Annotated in this window: 18 protein-coding genes, 1 pseudogene and 1 riboswitch; of the genes and pseudogenes, 7 read left to right on the top strand and 12 right to left on the bottom strand. The window is 59.5% G+C overall.

Going from position 1 to position 19,360, the window contains the following annotated elements; translation table 11 throughout:
* Positions 1 to 37 precede the first annotated feature (37 nt).
* From HSW_RS01445 to HSW_RS01430, 4 genes are all read right to left on the bottom strand, one after another.
* Entirely contained in the window at positions 38 to 1,051 is a 1,014-nt protein-coding gene (locus tag HSW_RS01445) for an ABC transporter ATP-binding protein (protein ID WP_044000478.1), read from the bottom strand.
* A gap of 5 nt (positions 1,052 to 1,056) precedes the next feature.
* Positions 1,057 to 2,118, bottom strand: a complete 1,062-nt coding sequence (locus HSW_RS01440; RefSeq protein ID WP_052345992.1) for a FecCD family ABC transporter permease — start codon at positions 2,116 to 2,118, stop codon at positions 1,057 to 1,059.
* Positions 2,119 to 2,162: 44 nt separating this feature from the next.
* Positions 2,163 to 3,380, bottom strand: a complete 1,218-nt coding sequence (locus HSW_RS01435; RefSeq protein WP_071883040.1) for an ABC transporter substrate-binding protein — start codon at positions 3,378 to 3,380, stop codon at positions 2,163 to 2,165.
* 30 nt (positions 3,381 to 3,410) lie between these two features.
* A riboswitch (cobalamin riboswitch) is annotated at positions 3,411 to 3,613 on the bottom strand.
* Positions 3,614 to 3,650: 37 nt separating this feature from the next.
* Entirely contained in the window at positions 3,651 to 4,184 is a 534-nt protein-coding gene (locus tag HSW_RS01430) for an AAA family ATPase (protein WP_044000477.1), read from the bottom strand.
* A gap of 33 nt (positions 4,185 to 4,217) precedes the next feature.
* Here HSW_RS01430 and HSW_RS01425 point away from each other — a divergent pair, with 33 nt between their 5' ends.
* The gene (locus HSW_RS01425) at positions 4,218 to 5,573 is read left to right on the top strand and encodes a cobyrinate a,c-diamide synthase (protein WP_044000476.1); all 1,356 of its coding nucleotides are present in this window, start codon (positions 4,218 to 4,220) and stop codon (positions 5,571 to 5,573) included.
* Here HSW_RS01425 and cbiB read toward each other — a convergent pair.
* Genes cbiB through HSW_RS01410 form a run of 3 tightly spaced genes read right to left on the bottom strand, consistent with a single transcriptional unit; the run spans position 5,535 to position 8,983 of the window.
* A complete protein-coding gene (cbiB, locus tag HSW_RS01420) occupies positions 5,535 to 6,491 on the bottom strand; it encodes an adenosylcobinamide-phosphate synthase CbiB (protein ID WP_044000475.1) in 957 nt (318 codons plus the stop codon). The genes HSW_RS01425 and cbiB overlap by 39 nt on opposite strands.
* Positions 6,470 to 7,498, bottom strand: coding sequence for a pyridoxal phosphate-dependent aminotransferase (locus HSW_RS01415; protein WP_044000474.1), 1,029 nt, complete (start codon positions 7,496 to 7,498; stop codon positions 6,470 to 6,472). Before HSW_RS01415 ends, cbiB begins: the two co-directional genes overlap by 22 nt.
* Before the next feature lie 12 nt (positions 7,499 to 7,510).
* Positions 7,511 to 8,983, bottom strand: coding sequence for a cobyric acid synthase (locus tag HSW_RS01410; protein WP_044000473.1), 1,473 nt, complete (start codon positions 8,981 to 8,983; stop codon positions 7,511 to 7,513).
* Positions 8,984 to 9,411: 428 nt separating this feature from the next.
* Here HSW_RS01410 and HSW_RS01405 point away from each other — a divergent pair, with 428 nt between their 5' ends.
* The gene (locus HSW_RS01405; RefSeq protein WP_044000472.1) at positions 9,412 to 10,530 is read left to right on the top strand and encodes a Fic family protein; all 1,119 of its coding nucleotides are present in this window, start codon (positions 9,412 to 9,414) and stop codon (positions 10,528 to 10,530) included.
* A gap of 93 nt (positions 10,531 to 10,623) precedes the next feature.
* Here HSW_RS01405 and HSW_RS25135 read toward each other — a convergent pair.
* Both HSW_RS25135 and HSW_RS01395 read right to left on the bottom strand, forming a co-directional pair.
* Positions 10,624 to 11,235: pseudogene (locus tag HSW_RS25135) on the bottom strand (helix-turn-helix domain-containing protein); the annotation flags it as partial.
* Positions 11,236 to 11,245: 10 nt separating this feature from the next.
* On the bottom strand, positions 11,246 to 12,310 hold the full coding sequence (locus HSW_RS01395; protein ID WP_044000471.1) for a Fic family protein: 1,065 nt from the start codon (positions 12,308 to 12,310) through the stop codon (positions 11,246 to 11,248).
* Positions 12,311 to 12,661: 351 nt separating this feature from the next.
* Here HSW_RS01395 and HSW_RS23375 point away from each other — a divergent pair, with 351 nt between their 5' ends.
* The gene (locus tag HSW_RS23375) at positions 12,662 to 14,602 is read left to right on the top strand and encodes a DNA-binding domain-containing protein (protein ID WP_071883038.1); all 1,941 of its coding nucleotides are present in this window, start codon (positions 12,662 to 12,664) and stop codon (positions 14,600 to 14,602) included.
* A complete protein-coding gene (locus HSW_RS23370) occupies positions 14,571 to 15,479 on the top strand; it encodes a TniB family NTP-binding protein (RefSeq protein ID WP_071883037.1) in 909 nt (302 codons plus the stop codon). Before HSW_RS23375 ends, HSW_RS23370 begins: the two co-directional genes overlap by 32 nt.
* Positions 15,480 to 15,582: 103 nt before the next feature.
* Here HSW_RS23370 and HSW_RS23365 read toward each other — a convergent pair whose 3' ends face one another.
* From HSW_RS23365 to HSW_RS01385, 3 genes are all read right to left on the bottom strand, one after another.
* Entirely contained in the window at positions 15,583 to 15,840 is a 258-nt protein-coding gene (locus HSW_RS23365; protein WP_071883036.1) for a helix-turn-helix domain-containing protein, read from the bottom strand.
* 563 nt (positions 15,841 to 16,403) lie between these two features.
* The gene (locus HSW_RS24005; protein WP_155832772.1) at positions 16,404 to 16,571 is read right to left on the bottom strand and encodes a hypothetical protein; all 168 of its coding nucleotides are present in this window, start codon (positions 16,569 to 16,571) and stop codon (positions 16,404 to 16,406) included.
* A gap of 635 nt (positions 16,572 to 17,206) precedes the next feature.
* A complete protein-coding gene (locus tag HSW_RS01385) occupies positions 17,207 to 17,563 on the bottom strand; it encodes a hypothetical protein (RefSeq protein ID WP_155832771.1) in 357 nt (118 codons plus the stop codon).
* Between the two features lie 577 nt (positions 17,564 to 18,140).
* Here HSW_RS01385 and HSW_RS01380 point away from each other — a divergent pair.
* From HSW_RS01380 to HSW_RS01370, 3 genes are all read left to right on the top strand, one after another.
* Positions 18,141 to 18,512: a DUF5958 family protein gene (locus tag HSW_RS01380; RefSeq protein ID WP_052345982.1), complete on the top strand. Its 372-nt coding sequence runs from the start codon at positions 18,141 to 18,143 to the stop codon at positions 18,510 to 18,512.
* 217 nt (positions 18,513 to 18,729) lie between these two features.
* Positions 18,730 to 18,990 (top strand): AbrB/MazE/SpoVT family DNA-binding domain-containing protein, encoded by a 261-nt coding sequence (locus HSW_RS01375; protein WP_044000469.1) that lies wholly within the window; start codon positions 18,730 to 18,732, stop codon positions 18,988 to 18,990.
* Positions 18,978 to 19,310: a type II toxin-antitoxin system PemK/MazF family toxin gene (locus HSW_RS01370; RefSeq protein WP_044000468.1), complete on the top strand. Its 333-nt coding sequence runs from the start codon at positions 18,978 to 18,980 to the stop codon at positions 19,308 to 19,310. The genes HSW_RS01375 and HSW_RS01370 overlap by 13 nt, the downstream gene beginning before the upstream one ends.
* The last annotated feature ends 50 nt before the right edge of the window (positions 19,311 to 19,360 follow it).

The following is a 19,360-nucleotide window of genomic DNA, read 5'->3' as shown; positions in this document are numbered from 1 at the left end:
AAGGAGTGGCAGAACAGGGGGGGGGGAGGCGCTGGAACTAAGAGGTTGCCGGCTGGTGCAAAGCGCGGAGCAGGGCGGCAATGGTGTCGTGCCGCTGCCCGGGGCTGCCGGCCGCCTGGCTGATCCAGTAGTCGGGGGTGGCCGTCACGCGCAGCGCGGCCGGAGCAGCAGTGGGCACGAACCCCTCACGCTCCAGCGCCCGGCGGGTCCAGAAGGCGGCAGCTCCGTCGCCCACCAGCTGCACCAGGGGGCCGGTGGGGGCGTGCAGGGCAAACGTGCCGGTGGCCGGGTCGAAGGCCAGGCCCTCCCGCGCAAATGCCGCCGCAAAGGCCCCGCTCAGCACCAGGTCTTCGGGCGTGCCGGTGCGCAGCGCCCCGTCGGCGGGCAGCAGCCATACTCGATCGGCGGCTTGCAGGGCCAGGTCCAGCTCGTGGGTGGACAGCAGGATGGCTTTGCCGGTTTGGCGGGCCAGGCGGTGCAACAGGCGCATGAGGGCCACGCGGTTGGGCAAATCGAGGTGGGCGGTGGGCTCGTCGAGCAGAATCAGGGGCGTATCCTGGGCTAGGGCGCGGGCCAGCAGAATTTTCTGCCGCTCGCCGTCGCTCAGCTCGCCCACCGGGCGGTGGGCCAGGGCTTCGGTGCCGGTGGCGGCCAGGGCGGCCTGCACCTGGGCGTCGTCGTGGGTGGTAAGGCCGCCGAGCCAGCCGGTGTGCGGGTGCCGGCCTAGCTGCACCAACTCCCGGCCGGTGAGGTTGCCGCTGTCCACCCGGTCGGTGAGCACCACGCTGAGCTGACGGGCCCGGGCCGGGGCGCTCAGGCTGGTGAGGGCCGCGCCGCCCAGGTCGAGGCGGCCGCTCAGGGGCGGCTGCAAGCCGGCCAGCGTGCGCAGCAGCGTCGATTTGCCGGCCCCGTTCGGACCCAGCAAACACACCAGCTCGCCGGGCCACAGGCGCAGGCGCAGCGGACCGGCCACCGGGCGGGGTGTTTTCGGGCGGCTGAAATAGCCCACCGTCAATTCCTCGGCGGTCAGCAGCGGGATGGAAGTCGGCATGAAACTCAGGAAAACGAGGAGCGGATGTTCTGGCGGCGCAGCACCACCCACAGCACCACCGGCGCCCCCAGCAGCGAGGTCACCACGCTCAGGGGCAGGGTGGCCTGGCTGCCGGGCAGCTGCGCAATACAGTCGCAGCCGAGGGTGAGGGCGGCCCCGGCCAGGCAGCTGGCGGGCAGCAGCAGCCGGTGGTCGGCGGTGCGCAGCAGGGCGCGGGTGAGGTGCGGCACGGCAATACCTACGAAGCCAATCGGCCCGCAAAACGCCGTGATGGACCCGGCCAGCAAGCTGGTGCTCAGAATGATAAGCGTGCGGGAGCGGCCCACCACCAGGCCCATGCTGCGGGCGTAGTTCTCACCCAGCAGCAGCGCGTTCAACGATTTGGCCGAGGCAAACGCCAGCACCAGCCCCACCGTCACCACGCTGGCCAGCACCGCCAAATGGCTGCCCGTAACCCCGCCCAACGAGCCGAAAGTCCAGAGCAGGTACTCCTGAATCTGCTCGGGGGCGCTGAAATACTGCCACAAGCTCACAATGGCCCCCGTCACGCTGGCTATCATCATGCCCACGATGAGCAGCACCACGTTGTCGCGCACCCGCCCCGACAGGGCCAGCACCAACCCCATCACCAGGGCCGCGCCGGTGGTGGCAGCTAGCACCAGCCCCCAGCTGCCGCCCACGCCCAGGGCCCGGATGGCGAGGCTGCCCGCCGCGCTGCCGCTGGCCAGCATCACGGCCGCCACGCCCAGCCCGGCCCCGGCCGTAAGGCCCAGCACCGATGGCCCGGCCAGCGGGTTCCGAAACAGGGTCTGCATCTGCAAGCCGCTTACTGCCAAGCCGCTGCCCACGGCCAGGGCCGTCAGGGCTTTAGGTAGGCGGATTTCGCGCACAATAAACTCCCAGGCCGGCGTATCGATTGGCTGCCGAAGCAGGATACGCACCACGGCCGGCAGCGGAATCGACACCGAGCCCAGGGCAATATCGAGCACGAAGCCCAGCCCTACCAGTAGCGCCAGCACCAGCAGCCAGGTTATATTTCGCCCGGCCCCGGCTGCCGGAACGGGCAGGCGGGCGGGGTGGACGGCCGGAGCTGCCCGTAGCAAAGAGGAACTCACTTGAGTTGCTGGTAGTAGTGGAGCGCGCCGGCGGGCAGCAGGCCGGGGTGCAGAATGCGGAGCAAGTCGGCCAGCACCAGGTCGGGCCGCACCGCTCCCGATTCCCAGTAGTCGTTAGAGCCCTCGGCGTTGGTGCGGCGGTTGTTGTTGTAGAGGCGGCCGCTTTGGAAAGGGGCAAAGGCGGCGTAGCGGGCATCTTGAGTCAGCACCTCGGCCTTGGTGGCGGTGGAGCTCAGGTGCAGCCAGTAGTCGGCGGTGAGGGCCACTGGGGCCACGGTTTCAAACGACAGGGCGAGGCTGCCCTGCGGCGCTTTGCTTTGGTTCCAGGCGTAGGTGGTGCCCGCGTCGCGCAGAAACTGGGCCATGTAGCTGTCGGCGTCGGGCACGTGCCACACGTCCTTGAACGGCATACCCACCACCACGCGCGGGCGCGGGCTGGCCTTCTGGCCCAGGGCGGCCAGGCGCTGGTACTCGCGGGCCACCTGCCCGAACTTCTGGTTGACCAGATCTTCTTTGTTGAGCAGCACGGCCAGCACTTTCACCCACTCGGCGCGGGCCAGCGGCGTGCTTTCCACCCATTCTGAGTTGATCATCACCGGCACACCGGCGGCGGCCAGCGTCTGGAAGCGGGTCAGGTTTTCGCCGGGCCAGCCGGTGGCCATTACCAGGTCGGGGTGCCGGGCCACCAGCTGCTCGTTGTTGAGTTCCTTGCCCTGGCCCACCGCGTAGATTTTACCTTCGGCAATGCGCTGCCGCACCTTGGGGGCTGAGGCGTATTGGAGATTGCCGAGGCCCACTACCACGTCTTCGGCCCCCAGAAAGCTGGCCAGCGCTACGTGCATCGACGAGAGGCCCACCAAGCTGCGGATGGGAATGGCAATAACGTGGGCATCGGGGTAGCCGGCGGGGCGGGGCGTGCCGCGGGGCACCAGCAGGTAGCGGGTGGCCGTGGTTTTCTGCTCGAACGGGCTCAGAATGGTGATGACCTTGCACCGGCCGGTGTAGGCAATGGTGAAGCCTTTGGCGTAGGTGACGGTGGTGCGGCCTTTGGCCGGAGCTGCCACGGTGGGGCGGGCCTTCGGGGGGCTACTCGGCTGGCTGAAGGCGGCCGGCGCGGTGAGCCCCAGCAGGCCCAGCAGCAACAGGCCGCAACGGGCAACTAAATAAGCGGGTACGCCTCCGGCGCGGCCGGAGGGAAACGGGGGTCTGGACATGGTACGACGAGCCTTTCTGCCGAAAGCTGTGACTGTATGGAGCAAGCGGCAGGTCTTCTGACTCCCTCCCCGGGCCGATGGCCTTCCCATTCCTTGCGGAACAGTGGCGCCACGTTATCGGCCGGTTTTACAATAGAGGTTACAGCAGCGGAGACTGTCCCGGATTCTCACCGGATTCCCTTTTAAAGCCGTCCCGCACCGCGGAAACGACTACCAAGTGCTGCGCCAAAGGTAGGGCAAAATCCTAGTCCCACTTGAAACTCCGCCATTTTAAATGCCAGCTACTGTTCTGACGAAGCTTACCCGCGCGGCCACGCTGGTTCTGGGTAGCTCCACCACGGTATAGCCAACCCGCTGGTAGACAAGGTGCAGCGCCCGGTAAATGGCCGTGGCCTCGTCGAAGGTTTGCCAGCGCTCGGCATCGTTCACGTAGATTTCCGGCCAGGGCGGCGCCAGAAAAACCAGCGGCCGATACGGATGCGCCGCCACCGCCGCGTAGTAGGCGGGCGGCACCGATTGGCCTGCCACTTCCAGGTAGGCAATCAGGTCGGGCAGGCCCCGGTCGAAGAACGTGACGCCGCCGCGCAGGGTGGCCTGCCGGTGCTGGGTGACCATGCGGGCCAAAGCCAGCTCGGCAAAGCCGGCCAGATCCAGCCATGGCACCTGGCGGCTGCCCAGGGCCACTTGCTCTTGGATAAGCTGGCGCGACACTTCCTCGGCCACCGCAAAGCCGGCGTGGCCGAGGGCGGTGAGCAGGGTGCTTTTGCCGGCTCCGGGGCCACCGGAAAGAAGATAAAGGGCCATCTTGCGCTGATTTCAACCGTAAACATACCGTCTGTGGCTTTACCTACCGTTTCCGAAAAGCCCCAATTCCTGCTCGCCGCCCCGGCCAGCGGCAACGGTAAGACCACCCTGACGCTGGGGCTGCTGCGGGTGCTGGCCCGGCGCGGGCTGGTGGTGCAGCCCTTCAAGTGCGGCCCCGATTACCTCGACACCCACCACCACACCCAGGCCGCCGGCCGCCCGAGTCTCAACCTCGACGTGTTCATGGCCTCGCCGGCCCACCTGCACAGCACCTACGCCCGCTACACCGCCCCCGCCGACGTGGCCGTGGTGGAAGGCGTGATGGGCCTCTTCGATGGGGCCGTGCGGATGCAGGGTAGCGCCGCCGACGTGGCCGAGCAGCTGGGTATTCCGGTGATTCTGGTGGTCAATGCCAAAGCCATGGCGTACTCGGTGGCCCCGCTGCTGTTCGGGTTCAAGACGTTTCACCCCGGTATCCGGCTGGTGGGGGCTATTTTCAACTTTGTCAATACGGCCTCGCACTACGAGTTTCTGCGCGAAGCCTGCGCCGACGTGGGGGTGGAAGCCTTGGGCTACCTGCCCAATAATCCGGCCTTTACCATCCCGTCGCGCCACCTGGGCCTCTCCATCGACGCCGAGCTGCAATACGAAACCGTGGTGGAAGCCCTGGCCGACGCCCTGCCCCACACCGTGGACGTGGACCGGCTGCTGGAGCTCACGCGCACCGCCGTGCCAACCACCGTGCCGCCGCCAGCCGCGCCGGTAATGGCTGGCCGCCGCCGCATTGCCGTGGCCCGCGACGCGGCGTTTACGTTCACTTATCATCAGAATTTGCAGGCGTTGTCCCGGTTTGGCGAGGTTCGGTACTTCAGCCCCCTGACCGATGCCGCGCTGCCGCTGGGCACCGATTTTCTGTACTTGCCCGGCGGGTATCCGGAGCTGTTTGCCGAAGCCCTGAGCGCCAACGAAACCATGCGGACCAGCATTGCCGCGTACTGCCGGCAAGGCGGGGCAACCTACGCCGAGTGCGGGGGGCTGATGTACCTGGGCCAGCACCTCCTGGATGCGCCGGGCCAGCCGTTTGCCATGGCGGGCGTGCTGCCGTGCTCCACCACCATGCAGGACGCCAAGCTGACCCTCGGCTACCGCGTGGTGCACTGGGACGGGCTAACAGTCAAAGGCCACGAGTTCCACTATTCGCGCCTGCTCGACCACGGCCTGACCCCAGAAGCCGTGGAGGTCACCAACGCCAAGGGCGGGCCCGTTTTGGGGCAACTGTACCGCCAGGGCAACGTGTGGGCCTCCTACCTGCACCTGTACTGGGGCGAAGATGCCGGCTTTATTGCGCGCTTATTGGAGGCGTCGGCGCCGGTGCTGCCGCCACAGTAGCCCCACAATGCCGGCCACCACTACGGCGCACACGGCGTGGTTGAGCCGAGCCACCCGGTTGATTTCCTGGTGCGCCAACGGGCGCGGGTTGTGGCCGATGTAGGGTTTAGGTACGAGCTGGCCGTGGTAGTAGTTGGGCCCGCCGAAGCGGCAGTCGAGCACGCCCGCCAGGGCGGCCTCCGGGTAGCCGGCGTTGGGGCTTTTGTGTTGGTGGCCGTACCGGAAAATGAAGCGAAACCCCCGCCCACTGCCGCCCAGCAGCGCCAGCAAACCGGCCGTGAGCCGGGCCGGTACCAGATTCGCCACGTCGTCGAGGCGGGCGGCAAACTTGCCGAACTGCTCGTAGCGCGGGCTGCGGTAGCCCACCATCGAATCGAGGGTGTTCACCATTTTGTAGGCCATTAAACCCGGCACGCCCGCCAGCGCGTAGTAGAGCAGGGGCGCCACCACCCCGTCGCTCAGGTTTTCCGCCAGGCTCTCCAGCACGGCCGTGCGGATTTGCTGGTGGTCGAACCGGGCGGTTTCGCGCCCCACGATGCGGGCCAGCTGGCGGCGGCCCGCTGCCAGCCCGTCCCGTTCCAGCACCTCGAACACGGCCCGGCCTTCGCGCACTAGGCCCGTATTGGCCAGCCCGTAGAACACCCACAAGCTGTTTAGCGCCAAGGGAATAGAGGGAGGCAGGCGCCGCCCGGCCTTGTCCAGTAGCGTGAAGCCGGCGAAGGTGCCGCCCACTAAGGTGCTTGCCAGCAGTGCCCCTTTCGCTAGGCGCCAGGTGCCGTGGTTGAGCTGCTGTTCGCCGACAGCAATAAGGGTGCCGTAGGTGCGCACGGGGTGGGGCCAGCTTTCGGGGTCGGCCAGCAGCAAATCGAGGGTGTAGCCCAAAGCCAGGGGCGCGGCTAGGCGGGTGAATCGGTCCATTCGCGCAGGGCGTTGAGCAGGAGGTGGTTGTCGGCGGGCGGGCGGGTACCTAGCCGGAAATGCGCGGGCGTGAGGTCCCGGAAATTGGCCGCATCCCGGATCAGCAGGCCGTGGCGGGCCAGCAGCCAGCGTTTCAAGTCGGCGGCGGTGCCGCGCCGCAACTGGCCCACAAAGTAGTGGGTGTGGCTGGGGTGGATTTCGAGGGCCTTGTTTTCGGCTAGCTGAGCCGCGAAGCTGGCGCGGTCGGCAAGCAGCTGGGCGACGGGCGGCTGCACGGCCTCGAAGTGCTCGAACAGGAAGTGCCCGGCGGCGGCAGCCAGGGCGTTGACCGTCCAGGGTGCTTTGGCGGCCGTGAGGTGGGCCACCAGCTTTTCCGAAGCCACCACGTAGCCCAGCCGCAGCCCCGGAATGGCGTAGGCCTTGGTCATGGAGCGCATAATCACCAGGTTATCGAACCGGCCCAGCAGCGGCAGCGCGGTGGTGATGCTGGTCGTAAACTCGATGAAGGCCTCGTCGAGCACAAAAACCATTTGGGGGTGGCAGGCCAGCAATTGCGCTACTTCCCCCTCTTGCAGCACGCTGCCGGTAGGGTTGTTGGGGTTGCACAAAAACACCAGCTCCGCGGCCAGCGGCGCACCGGCCATCAGCTGCTCCCAGGGCAGAAAGGTGAGCTGGTGGCCGTGCAGGCGGGTGGCGTCCTCGTACTCGGCAAAAGCCGGCGTGACGATGGTGGTGCGGCGCCCGGCCCAGGCCTGGGCCAGCAGATAAATGCTTTCGGTGGTGCCGCTGCTGGTCAGCACCTGGTTGGCGCTAAGGCCGTGGTGCGCGGCAATACGGGCGGCCAGACTCTCGGCCAGCACCTCGGGGTAGCGGTTCACGGTGGCCCACTGGCTGAACACGTAGTCGCGCAGGCCCGCCGGCTCGCCACCGTACCACACGTTGGTGCTGAAATCGGCCTTGATGGGGTGCGGGTGCCGGTAGCCGTCGTCGCCATGTCCGTGGAGCATAATGTGGAAAGATTAGCTGCGCAGGGCCGCGTAGATTTGCTCCATGTTCACGTTGGCGCGGATGAGAGCGGCCAGGCGGTCGTACTGCTCGTTTTTGAAGGCCGCGAAATCAACGGGCGCGCTGCTTTCCTGCTGGGTGAACGGGGCCAGCAGCGCGTCGATTACCGTGGGGTTGTCGAGGATGCCGTGCAGGTAGGTGCCCCAGCAGCGCGGACCGGCAAAGTAGCCGTCGGGCGTGCCGTCGTCGAGGGTGGCCACGGGCTGCGGCGGGCCGTCGGGGGTGGTCTGGCCCATGTGAATCTCGTAGCCCCGGCAGGCAGCTTGGGGGCCGTTCCGGAAGGTGAACTGGCGCTGGCGGGTGGTTTTTTCGCCTTGCAGCACCGTGCGCACGGGCAGCAGCCCCAGGCCCGCGGCAGCCGGCACCGGGCTTTCCACCCCGGTGGGGTCTTCCACCGAGCGGCCCAGCATCTGGTAGCCCCCGCAAATGCCCACCACGGTTTTGCCGGCCCGGTGCGCCGCCACAATGGCGGCGGCCAGCCCGCTGCGGGTCAGCGCCAGCAGGTCGTCGATGGTGTTTTTGCTGCCGGGCAGGATGATGATGTCGGCCGCGCTGATTTCGGCGGCGTCGTGGGTGAAAAACACGTCGGTGCGGGCGTCGTGGTTCAGCGCGTCGAAATCGGTGAAGTTGGACATGCGCCCCAGCAGCACCACGGCCACGCGCACCCGGCGGTCCGGCCCGGCGCGCCGCTGCTTGTAAGCCAGCACCACCGAGTCCTCTTCCTCCACAAAAATGTCGCGGAAGTAGGGCAGCACGCCCACCACTGGCACGCCGGTCAGGTCTTCGAGCTGCTGACGGCCGTCGGCAAACAGCCGCGCGTCGCCCCGGAACTTGTTGATGAGAATGCCTTTGATGCAGGCTTTTTCGGCGGGGTCCAGCAGCGCCAGCGTGCCGTAGACGCTCCCGAACACGCCGCCCTTGTCGATGTCGGCAATCAGGTAGGTGGCGGCGCCGGCGTGCTGGGCCATGCGCAGGTTGGTGATGTCGCGCCGCTTCAGGTTCAGCTCGGAAATGCTGCCGGCGCCTTCCAGCACAACGGGCGAAAAGCGGGCTGCCAGCCGGTCGTAGGCCTGGGTGGCGGCGACAAACAGCGCATGACGGTCGTTTACCTGGAAATATTCGTGGGCCGTTTGGGTGCCGATGGGCCGACCGTTGAGCACCACCTGCGAAGCCTGGTCGGAGGTGGGCTTGAGCAGCACTGGGTTCATATCGACGTGGCAGGCAATGCCCGCCGCCTCGGCCTGTACCGCCTGCGCCCGCCCGATTTCCAGCCCCTCGGGCGTGGCGTAGCTGTTCAGCGACATGTTCTGGGCCTTGAACGGAGCCGGCTGATAGCCATCCTGGCGGAAAATCCGGCAGAAGCCAGCCGTGATAACGCTCTTGCCCACGTCGGACGCGGTGCCGACGAACATGATGGAACGAAGCATGAAGCTGACGAAAGGATATGAGCCGCCAAGGTAGGGGCCTTGTTCATAAGTTTGGTCCACCAGTAGCGCTTGTATCAAGTAAGGGGTTGGGAATTATTTTGGGGTGAGTAATGCGCCCGCTGCGTGTCGGCGTTGGTGCTGCGCGGCACGGGCCCCTCGGCACGGGCAGCTTAGTGGCACCGAGCAGCACGCGCAAGTGGCGGGCTAGCACGGCCGGCAGCGTTTGGGCGCGGGGCCACCGCAAAGCCTAGCTGCCGTTGCGCCTGCGCCCGTGCCTGCTGAATTTCACGCAGCAGGTCAGGTAGGTGGAAGGTGTGCGACATTTTCCGGTCATCCACGCTTAGAAATAAGGTGAATATGTCATCAGTCCTCACAAGGACCAAGATGGTGTACGATGCGGAGAATAAGCCATATATTCACCGCAATATATGCGGAGAATGCCCACGTACATTTATCATCTACCCAACTGGCCGGTCTTTAGCTGGCAACCTGCGGCCATTGAGAGCCTGCTGGGTCAGGTGCGCCATCGGCAAGGCCGGCTACTGGGGCGGCTGGAAGGGCTTGGTCTGGACCTGCGCACCGAGGCCACGCTCCAGACCTTAACCCTGGACATACTGAAATCCAGCGAGATAGAGGGAGAAATACTGCCCCCAGCTTCGGTACGCTCCTCTTTGGCGTACCGGCTGGGGCTGGAGCAGGGTGGCTTGCCCCCGGCCGACCGGCGGGTGGAAGGCGTGGTGGCAATGATGCTAGATGCCACTCAGCAGGCTAACCAGCCGCTAACGGCTGAGCGTCTGTTCGGCTGGCATCACGCCCTGTTTCCGGCCGGGTACAGCGGGCCGTACCCGCTGCGGGTGGGGGCTTGGCGCACCGGCCCCATGCAGGTAGTGTCCGGCCCGATGGGCCGGGAGCGAGTGCACTACGAGGCCCCCCCGGCCGAGGCGCTGACGGCGCAGATGAACGAGTTTCTGGCCTGGTTTAACGCTCCCGGCGAACTGGACCCCGTGCTGAAGGCTGCCTTGGCCCACTTCTGGTTTGTTACCATTCACCCCTTCGATGATGGCAACGGGCGCATTGCCCGCGCCATTGCCGATCTGCAGCTAACCCGGGCCGACGCCACGGCCCAGCGCTGCTATAGCATGTCGGCCCAGATCCAGGCCGAGCGCCAGACCTATTACGACCTACTGGAAACCAGCCAGCACGGCTCGCTGGATGTGACGCCCTGGCTGACGTGGTTTCTGCAGTGCCTGGACCGCGCCCTGACCCGGGCCGAACATACGCTGGCTCAGGTATTGGGCAAGGCCCGGTTCTGGGAGCGGCACCGCATGACCGAGCTCAGCGAACGGCAGCGCCGGCTGGTGCAGCGGCTGCTCGACGGCTTCGAGGGCAAGCTGACCACGTCCAAGTGGGCCCGCATGGCCAAGTGCTCCCAGGACACGGCTGGCCGCGATATGGCGGACCTGCTGGCAAAGGGAGTTCTGCGCAAGGAAAGTGCCGGCGGGCGCAGCACCAGCTACCGCTTAGCCCTGGAGCCACCGATCTGCTGACTCCCATTTAAATGCCTAAATGCCGGACAACGAGGGCTTGGCAGCTTGCCAGGCCATCATTGTCCGGCTAGACCATTGGGGGGGTATTTTACTTCAATTGTGCTGAAAAGACTGTCGGAAAGCCAGGGGCGAAAGGTCCGTCTTGGTTTTGAAAAGCCGGCTGAAGGACTGCGGATGCTCGAAGCCGAGTGCGTAGGCTACCTCGCTCACCGACAAGCCCGTGATGGCGAGCTGCTCCTTGGCTTGCTCGATGAGCTTGTCGTGGATGTGCTGCTGGGTACTTTGGCCGGTGAGCGTGCGCAGCATGTTACTCAGGTAGCTCGGCGACACATGCAGGCGCTCAGCGAGATGCTGCACCGTGGGGATGCCTCGGTTAAGCAGGTTCTCGCATCAGAAGCAGTCCGCCAGGGTTTCTTCCAGCTGTTGCAGTAAGTCGCTGTGCCCGGCTTTGCGCGTGAGAAACTGGCGCTTGTAAAAGCGGTTGGCGTAGGTAAACAGCAGTTCGAGTTGGGCGATGACGACCTCCTGGCTGAATTCATCGAGGCGGCTGGCCAGCTCCGTTTTCATGGTGTTGAAGAGGGCCAGCAGCAGCTCTTTTTCCGGTTCCGAGACGTGCAGCGCCTCATTGGCCGAGTAGGTGAAGAAGCCGTAGTGCCGCATCTTTTTGGCCAGCGGGTAAGAGGCCAGAAAATCCGGATGAATCAGGCAGTGAGAGTTACCCTAGCCGTGAGAGAAGTTCAAACAACGGCTGATTAACGTAGTAGTTTGAGTTCACCTGCTTATGCTTGACCAGAACGCCGTCTTGCGCCAGCTTATTTAAGTAGCTGGCAGCGGTAGGACGACTCACATTAAGTTCCTGCTGTAAGAATTCGATGCGGGTATAGGGATGCCGATAGAGGTTGTTTAGCAGGTCTTGGCTGTAGAATTTATAAGTTCGCAGTTTTTGCTTGGTTTGCTGCATCAAGCTGCGCATTTCCGTGATTAATATGATGCTTTCGCGCGCCGTTTGCTCGATGCCCGTGAGCATATAGAGTAGCCACGGCTCCCAGTCGCCGGTATTGCGTACTTTTTGCAGATAGTGATAATAGTCAGCCTTGTTTTGCGTAATAAAGCGGCTCAAGTAAAGAACTGGTATATCCAGCAACTCTTTGAGCACGAGGTACAAAATGTTGAGAATACGCCCGGTGCGTCCATTGCCATCATAAAACGGGTGGATGCTTTCAAACTGAAAATGCAGCACAGCCATCTTCACTAGCGGGTCGACGTCGTGCAGGGAATCATCGTTGAGGTATTGCTCTAGATTCCCCATCAGGTCGAGGATGGTGGCGGGGTCTTGTGGGGGCGTATACACCACCTCTCCACGCTGATTTTTAAGGGTTGTCCCTGGAAGCTTGCGGTAACCCCCGTTATCGCGCTTCAGCTCTTGTTGTATCTGGGCAATGTGATTGGTGCTTAGAAACCCGAACTGCTTTACTAAGTCAGTACCCAAACGCAGGGCTGCCGCATAGCGCTGCACCTCTTTAGCCGCCTGTGAAACGCCTAAATTAAGCTCAGCATTAAAAAGCTCATCGTGCGTGGTGATGATATTTTCAATTGCGGAGCTGTCTTTCGCCTCTTGCAACGGCAGCGTATCGAGCAGAATGCTCTCGTTTGGGATAGCCGCAACCAAACCCTTTAGCTCTGCTAAAGCCCGGTGGGCAGCCGGCAGTTTTTTTAACACAGCTCGCGTTTCCAGTTCTATCGCAGGTGGAAGCTCAGAAGGTTGCCAGGTGGTTTGCACGCAGGACAGGAAGTAACCAGGAAGAAAGCCGACCTAGCTTTGTAAAGAAACTTGATTTTTCTTTACAAAGGATCACGACCTATATAAAAGAAGAGTAGGTTTTCTTTCTATAGGCACTGTCATCGCTTTAATTGGTGTGTTAAATTCCAAAGAGGATGAGTGTAATTATACTTATAACAGGGAGTTTTTGCCCAAAGACGATGACCATATTACTCAAAGAGCATGCGTCTACCGGACATTTACTCATACTTGTTGCGAGTAAATAACACACAGTGATTAGAATATTTTTTGACATATCGGGCATAAGCTTATATTTTCTAACTACTTATAGGCATGTAATCTGTTCCCGGTATGGCCGACCTATTTTCCATAGCAGCTGGAGTTAGTTGTAGCTATCTGGGCCAATCCGTTATGGTACGTCAGATTATCAACTTGACGCATGTAGTGGTTGAAATAGAGTCTGGACGTCTAACAACTGTTCCCCTGCACCTTTTGCAAGCGGCATCAACGCACAAATCCTCGCAACGGGAACAAGACACGTACCAATTCGCTACCGAACAGGCCCAACGTACTGCCTTATCACGGTATTCTATTATCCAACCTTACCTGCAACGACGAGTTCCAGCATCCACTTTGGCTGAGGTTATTAGTCAACAGCACATCAGCGAATCTACCTTTCGTAGATGGCTACAAGCATACAGACAATCGGGTTTGGCGGGGTTATTACCCAAAAAACCAGGTGGAGGGAAGCGAAAGTCGAGACTACAGCAACAGCAGGATGAGGTACTTCAACTAGCTATCGAGCAGTATTTATCGCCACAGCGCCCTTCCGTAAAGTACGTTTACGAAACGCTGTGTCTGCATTGCATCAAGCAGCAAATACCCCCTCCTTCACTCAGTACTGTCCGCCGGCGGATTGCGCACCTGCCATCCAAGGTACGTATTAAGGGACGGCAGGGAAAGCAGGCGGCTCAACAGCAGTGCGATCCTGTGCAGTCATCTACACTTGAAGCAAACCAGCCGTTAGATGTAGTTGAAGTGGATCACGCTCTGCTCAACATCGTGTTGTTGGATGAGCAGACGCATCGGCCTGTAGGACGTCCCTGGTTGACTGTCGCCCTTGATGTTTACTCCCGTATGGTTATCGGATTCCATTTAGGGCTGGAACTACCTGGGGCTGGAGGGACTGGTATGTGTTTATCGCACGCTTTTTTACCGAAAGAAACTTGGCTGGCACAGCGCAACATTACTGGAGAATGGCCGTGCTGGGGCATCATGCGTACGCTTCACTTTGACAATGCGAAAGAGTTTCGCGGCAACATGGTGCGCCGGGCATGCGAGCAATACGAAGTTGCTATCCAGCATCGTCCACCTGGTGAACCCCATTATGGAGGCCATGTAGAGCGTTGGATAAAAACATTGAAATTCCGTATTCGACATCTATCAGGAGCCTACTTATCTAATCGCCAAGCACGGAGAACTTACCGCGCCCACGCTCATGCGGTTTTTACGCTGCCAGCCTTCGAGAAATGGCTAGCAACTTATATCGTGCAAGTATATCATCACCGTCCGCATTCCAGTTTATTAATCAGTCCCCTACAATGCTACGAACAAGGCTTGCTGGCTGCCAATGGACGCGGTATCCCACCTCGACCTACGAATGAACGCCAAGTGCAACTCGACTTCTTGCCGTTTGTTGAGCGAACTATTCAACGGTACGGAGTTGTGATTGGGCATTTGCACTATTATGATGGTGTACTAAGTCCATTCATTGAGGGCAGATCAGAATCAGGCCGCTCAGTTGAACGTATTAAGTATGTCTTTCGACTGGATCCACGAGACATAAGCAAAGTGTATTTTTTGGATCCGGCAACAAGAGAATATCATACAATCCCTTTGCTTGATATGAGTCAAGGGCAGTTCTCAGCCCTGACAAAGCGAGAGGCCTTACGCCGAGTTCGATTGCAGGATCCAACTGCTACCCACGTACGGGAGAGCCACTTATTCAGTGCTTTACAGGAATTACAGGATCTGGAACAACAGGCTCAACAGCAGGTAGCCGCGCAGAGAGGACCACATCGCAAACCTATTTCACCCAGGCAACGCCGACTTCAGCAGGAGGCTGCGAGTCGTAACCCTGTATCCAGGAGTTTACAAGCAGAAGAACTCCCAGAAGCATTGATATCCACCACAGTTGTCTCATCAGACGAATCATCTGTCTCACAGCTACCACGGGTGCGTCGACCATTCCCAAACCTAGATGATGGAACATCTCACCTGCTCGACAGCTAAATGGTTGGATAAGCCACAAGATGCACGCATTCGTGCTATTCTGGTAAACAAATGGGTTCCGTATACTCTGGCGCAACAGGTGCTAAAGTTCCTCGCTTTCCTGCAAACGCACCCAAGTTCCAGCCGCATGCCTAATTTGATGCTAGTAGAGGATACAGGTAACGGAAAGACACATTTATTAGAGCATTACGTCAAAACCTGCTATTCAGTACACCAACAATCCACTGCAGGTGAATTTAAACAACACCAGCCGGTATTGTATGTGTGTGCTCCTCATATACCCGATGTACAGTTATTCTATTCATTTATTCTAGAAAAGCTACATGTACCTGTTGCACTTGGTGCCCGTACCAAAATGCGTCTCCAACTAGTTGGCGATCTATTACACGATGTGGGCGTGCGGATGCTTATTGTGGACGAAATACAGCATGTGTTGGCAGGTTCTCCTATGAAGCAACGTGAAGTGCTGAACATGCTTAAACTATTGGCAAATACTGTGTGTATACCCCTCGTATTTGCCGGTATTCGCACGGCTAATCACGTTATTCAGCACGATGATCAGCTAAAGAGCCGATTTGAGCGGATTGAGTTACCAGCCTGGAGCATGGATGAGGAGTATCTACGCTTACTTGATAGCCTGGAACAGTTATTACCATTGCGATTTCCTTCGCATTTATCGGAGCCACAACTTGCCAGTAAGCTACTAGCATTAAGCAAAAATACAATTGGTGGCTTGGTGAACGTATTGAAACGCTTAGCTGTAAATGCTGTTGAATCCAACGAGGAGAGAATCAGCCTCAAGCAGATTAAACGGCTAGAATCTACACCAATGGCATTTTGGATCAGTGTAGATTACGAGTTGCGGGTAAACTCCTAACGCATACCTCATCTGTGCGGCATGCGTCGATTGGGATATGGGACAGGTGCCAAAGGCAACAGCCAAGGAATCAGTAAAGCGTAATGCTAGACGTTCTAAGCACTTACTGTTGATTCTGGCCAGTTCCGGGACTGTAAATCCTTTCTTCTACCAATCGTAAGAGTTCGGCAACACTTATGCGTAGAACACTTGCTATACGGAAAATGGTGAGTAGTGAGGGTTGCTTATGGCCCGTCTCCAGCCGCGATAAAAATGCCCGGTCAAGATCGCTCTCAAACGCCAATGCCTCTTGCGAAAGGCCGCGTTGCCTACGGATTTCCCGTAAAACCTGACCGAACGCTTGAACTGGATCACCCTGCATGAGGGTGGCAAGCTATCGGCCATTCCTCCCGCTAACTGTTGTCAATAGACAACAAAAATCAATTACTTTTGCAGGAAACCTCATATTCATCGAGGAAGATACTTTCCACTATCCCTGCAATGTCCTCCTTTTCACCACCTCCCAACGAACAGGAATCGACGCTACGCTACTTGGCTAGTCGCATGATGGGAGATACATGGATTGCGCGTAAACTAGCCCGCGAACTACCAGATCTTTCACCAATGCAACAATTGGAAAGGTTACGAGGATTCCTAGCCGCGTCGACTGTTTCGAACACAATTGCCGCAGAAATCTGCAACCAGCACGGTATCATCATTGGCATTCCCACTGCTGAAAACACAGTTCTAGGAAACTCCAATTTTTCAGGGGAAGGCCACCGAATGTGTAGCAGGTACATGCATGCTGACGCACTAGTGGTATCACAGTATTGTGCGGAACAACTACTATCTGCTTGTCAACATAATGACGGCATATCTCGCAGTTAGAAATAATTATTTATTTGTATGCGAAGACATTTTTGGTATCGCAGCCTATACGGCCGGTTAGTCGTCGTTGAGCACTAAGCCGGGGCTCACGCGCAGTTCGTAGCGGTACGTAGTAGGCTCCCATTCCAACCAGCCTTGCCAAAAGCTGAATTCCGCCTGGAACAGCTGATTGAGCGGTGGGCCTAGGGGCAGGGTGCGCCGGGCCTGGCCTTGACCTAGGCGCACGCTTATTACAGACGGGAGTTCAGGAGGGTGCGTGTCATCTGGCAAGGAGGATGACCAATACCTTGACAACCGGAGCGTGTCGCCAGGTATTATCTTGTAGGTAACCTCGCTCGTCGTGTCATTCATCGTGGCGGCGTGCAGGTTTCCGGCTGCGTCGCGCCAAGTGGGATCGCGTGGTGAATAGGTGTTTACCCAGTACCAGCGCCTGCGGTGCCAAGCCAGGTAGTGGAATAAACGTTTAGGGTTCCGCTGAACGGTCAAGACCTGAAGCAGTGAATCAGCGGTTTGCATCTGGCGGAGCCGTGGCACATCTGGCAAGGCCACTACGGTTGAGTCAGAAGAGTAGCCCACGCTTACCAAAAGCGTGTCGGCGGTGCAGTTCGTCACGTACGATTCTACAGCATCCATTGGGGGATGGCGGGCCGGCGTACAGGCCAGCAGGCCCGCAGAGGAGGCGACCAGTAAGCCGGTTAGCGGGCGCTTATACATCCGTACAAAGGTCATTGATGACGCATGGGGGGCACGTTTGATTCGTCACGCGGCCAAATGTAACCCGCCGGAGTCCATGCTTGGCCAACTAGGCAGCACCCGTTCACGAAAACGGTCGGAATTGCTAAAACGAGCGTATGGGGATGTTAAGCCTTGAGGTTTACGCCCGCCTGCCATTCTTCAAACAGCGTGAAAAAATCCCTGAGCGCCGTGCTTTCATCTTGCGAGTAGAACAAAATGATATTGGCCCACCCGCGGCTGGCGGTAATTCTATACTTGGCAACTATCCAGTCCTGAAACTCCCCCAGGCACTCGGCATCGAAGTCGATACCGTATTGATCAGCCAAGAGAAACCATCCGTCTAAAAAGGCTTTGAGGCACGAGATATAATTTTTGCTCAGGTACATGGCCGGCCGACGCTTGATAGCCGCCAGCAGCTCCACAAGCGTGGTAAAGCGTTCCGGTGGCGTGCTATCAGAAACGAGATTATGCTGTTCAGTCATCGTACGAGGAGTTAGTTTTGTTAGCCTGCAAGGCTTACCATTTGTAACAAAGTAGAACTGTCCTTGACGTTCACGCAAACGGTACCTCTGTGAACGCTCTATTAATTTGAAGGAGCTTAATTTGACTGCTACTATTACTTCTCTGAAATGAGTGGATTACTGACGTTACGCTATGTAGTAGGAGCCATGTGCACGTACTTACCTGCTCTGCTATCCCCTCACCAAACGCCTTCCTCAGGCCCTGAGGCAAGTCTAGTCCAGGTACAACCAAAATTGATGGTGGGCGATACCTGCGACGTTAATGCTTCACTGCTCAACGTGCGCAGCACTCCCACGATCAAGGGCTATTGCCATGCCCGGTTTGAACGCAATAGGAAGCTCGTTTTGAAGGAACTTACCAGCAGTGACTGGGTACGGATAGAATACTGGAATGGTGACGTGGGCATTAGTGGCTATGTGTTACAGCGGTACTTATCTAGAAAGCCAGTTGAGTAAGCACGCTAGTACTTTAAGGGTGGGTCGGTGAACACGGCCCGTTCAAAGTAAGGAGGGTATTGTTAATGTTGTAATTGCAGGCATGAATCTACCGGAAGAAATTGCGCTCAATCAATTTGGCCAAGGTCTGCGCCCGCATGCCGAGTTGCTGGGGTATTTTCATTCGCTGTCGGCGGATGCACAAGGGCATCATCTGCAGGAGTTAACTGACCTGATTCGGCAATCCAAGGCCCACCTCGCGGATATCGACCCTGGCATTGCGGAGAGCGGCTTGCGGCCCACGTATACCCCGTGCATGGTCTTGCGCACCTACGGCTTGGTGCCGGGACTAGCTAGGCTGCTGAGCCTGCCCCTTGCCGAGCGCGACCGCGTCTATCGCCTGCTGCTCTACGTGTTCAAGCAGGCGTACCAGCGTCGGTTTGCTGCCGAAAAGAACGACCCAAACAAGTGGTAGTACTGGGACTTATCTGCCCCAGACACGATTGCTTTGCTCTTGAACGGACAACCCGAAGAGCCTAGCAGGTAGTGCAGCGAAACGGTGATTTAAACAGCCCCGTCTTTTGAACAGGGACCGAGAATTGCCCGCTAGTGGTTCTTAAGGTGATGCTTGCCAGCGAATGAAACTAACAGCGGCCAGCAAATGTAATTACATTGTACGTACATTTGCATCCATGAATACGCGCCTGATTCGGGTGGGCAATTCCCAAGGAATTGTGCTGCCCAAGAAGTTACTGGAACAATATCACCTCACCGGCGAAGTGGACCTGCAGCCCACGCCTGAAGGCCTGCTCATCAAGCCGGTGATGAAGCCCCGCCGCCAAGGTTGGGACGAGCGCTTCCAGCAGGCCATTGCCCAGGGCCAGGCCCCGGAGGGCGAGCTGCTGGAGGGATTTTCGGACGAGGCCTTTGAGGAAACGGAATGGCAGTGGTAGCCGTGCAGCGCTTCGAGGTGTGGCTCATTAACCTCGACCCGACCCAGGGCAGCGAAATCAACAAGACCCGACCCTGTGTGGTGCTCTCCCCCGACGAGATGAACCGCTACCTGCGCACGGTCACCATCGCGGCTCTGACCAGCACCCGGCGCGACTACCCGTCCCGGGTAGACTGCACCTTCCAGGGCAAAGAGGGCCAGGTCGCGCTCGACCACATCCGTTCCGTGGACAAAACCCGTTTGGTGCGCCGCTTAGGCGTATTGTCCAAAGCCACTGCCCAGGAGGTATGTGACCGGCTGCAGGAGATATTTCAGTACTGATACCCGCTAGGGGGCTGCGGATTGCCTGATGCTGTAATATGTTGCTTGAT

The organism is Hymenobacter swuensis DY53 (genome assembly GCF_000576555.1).
Lineage (GTDB): Bacteria > Bacteroidota > Bacteroidia > Cytophagales > Hymenobacteraceae > Hymenobacter > Hymenobacter swuensis.
The sequence above is the reverse complement of the archived record's forward strand: the minus strand, read 5'-3'. Positions and strand labels throughout refer to the sequence as shown.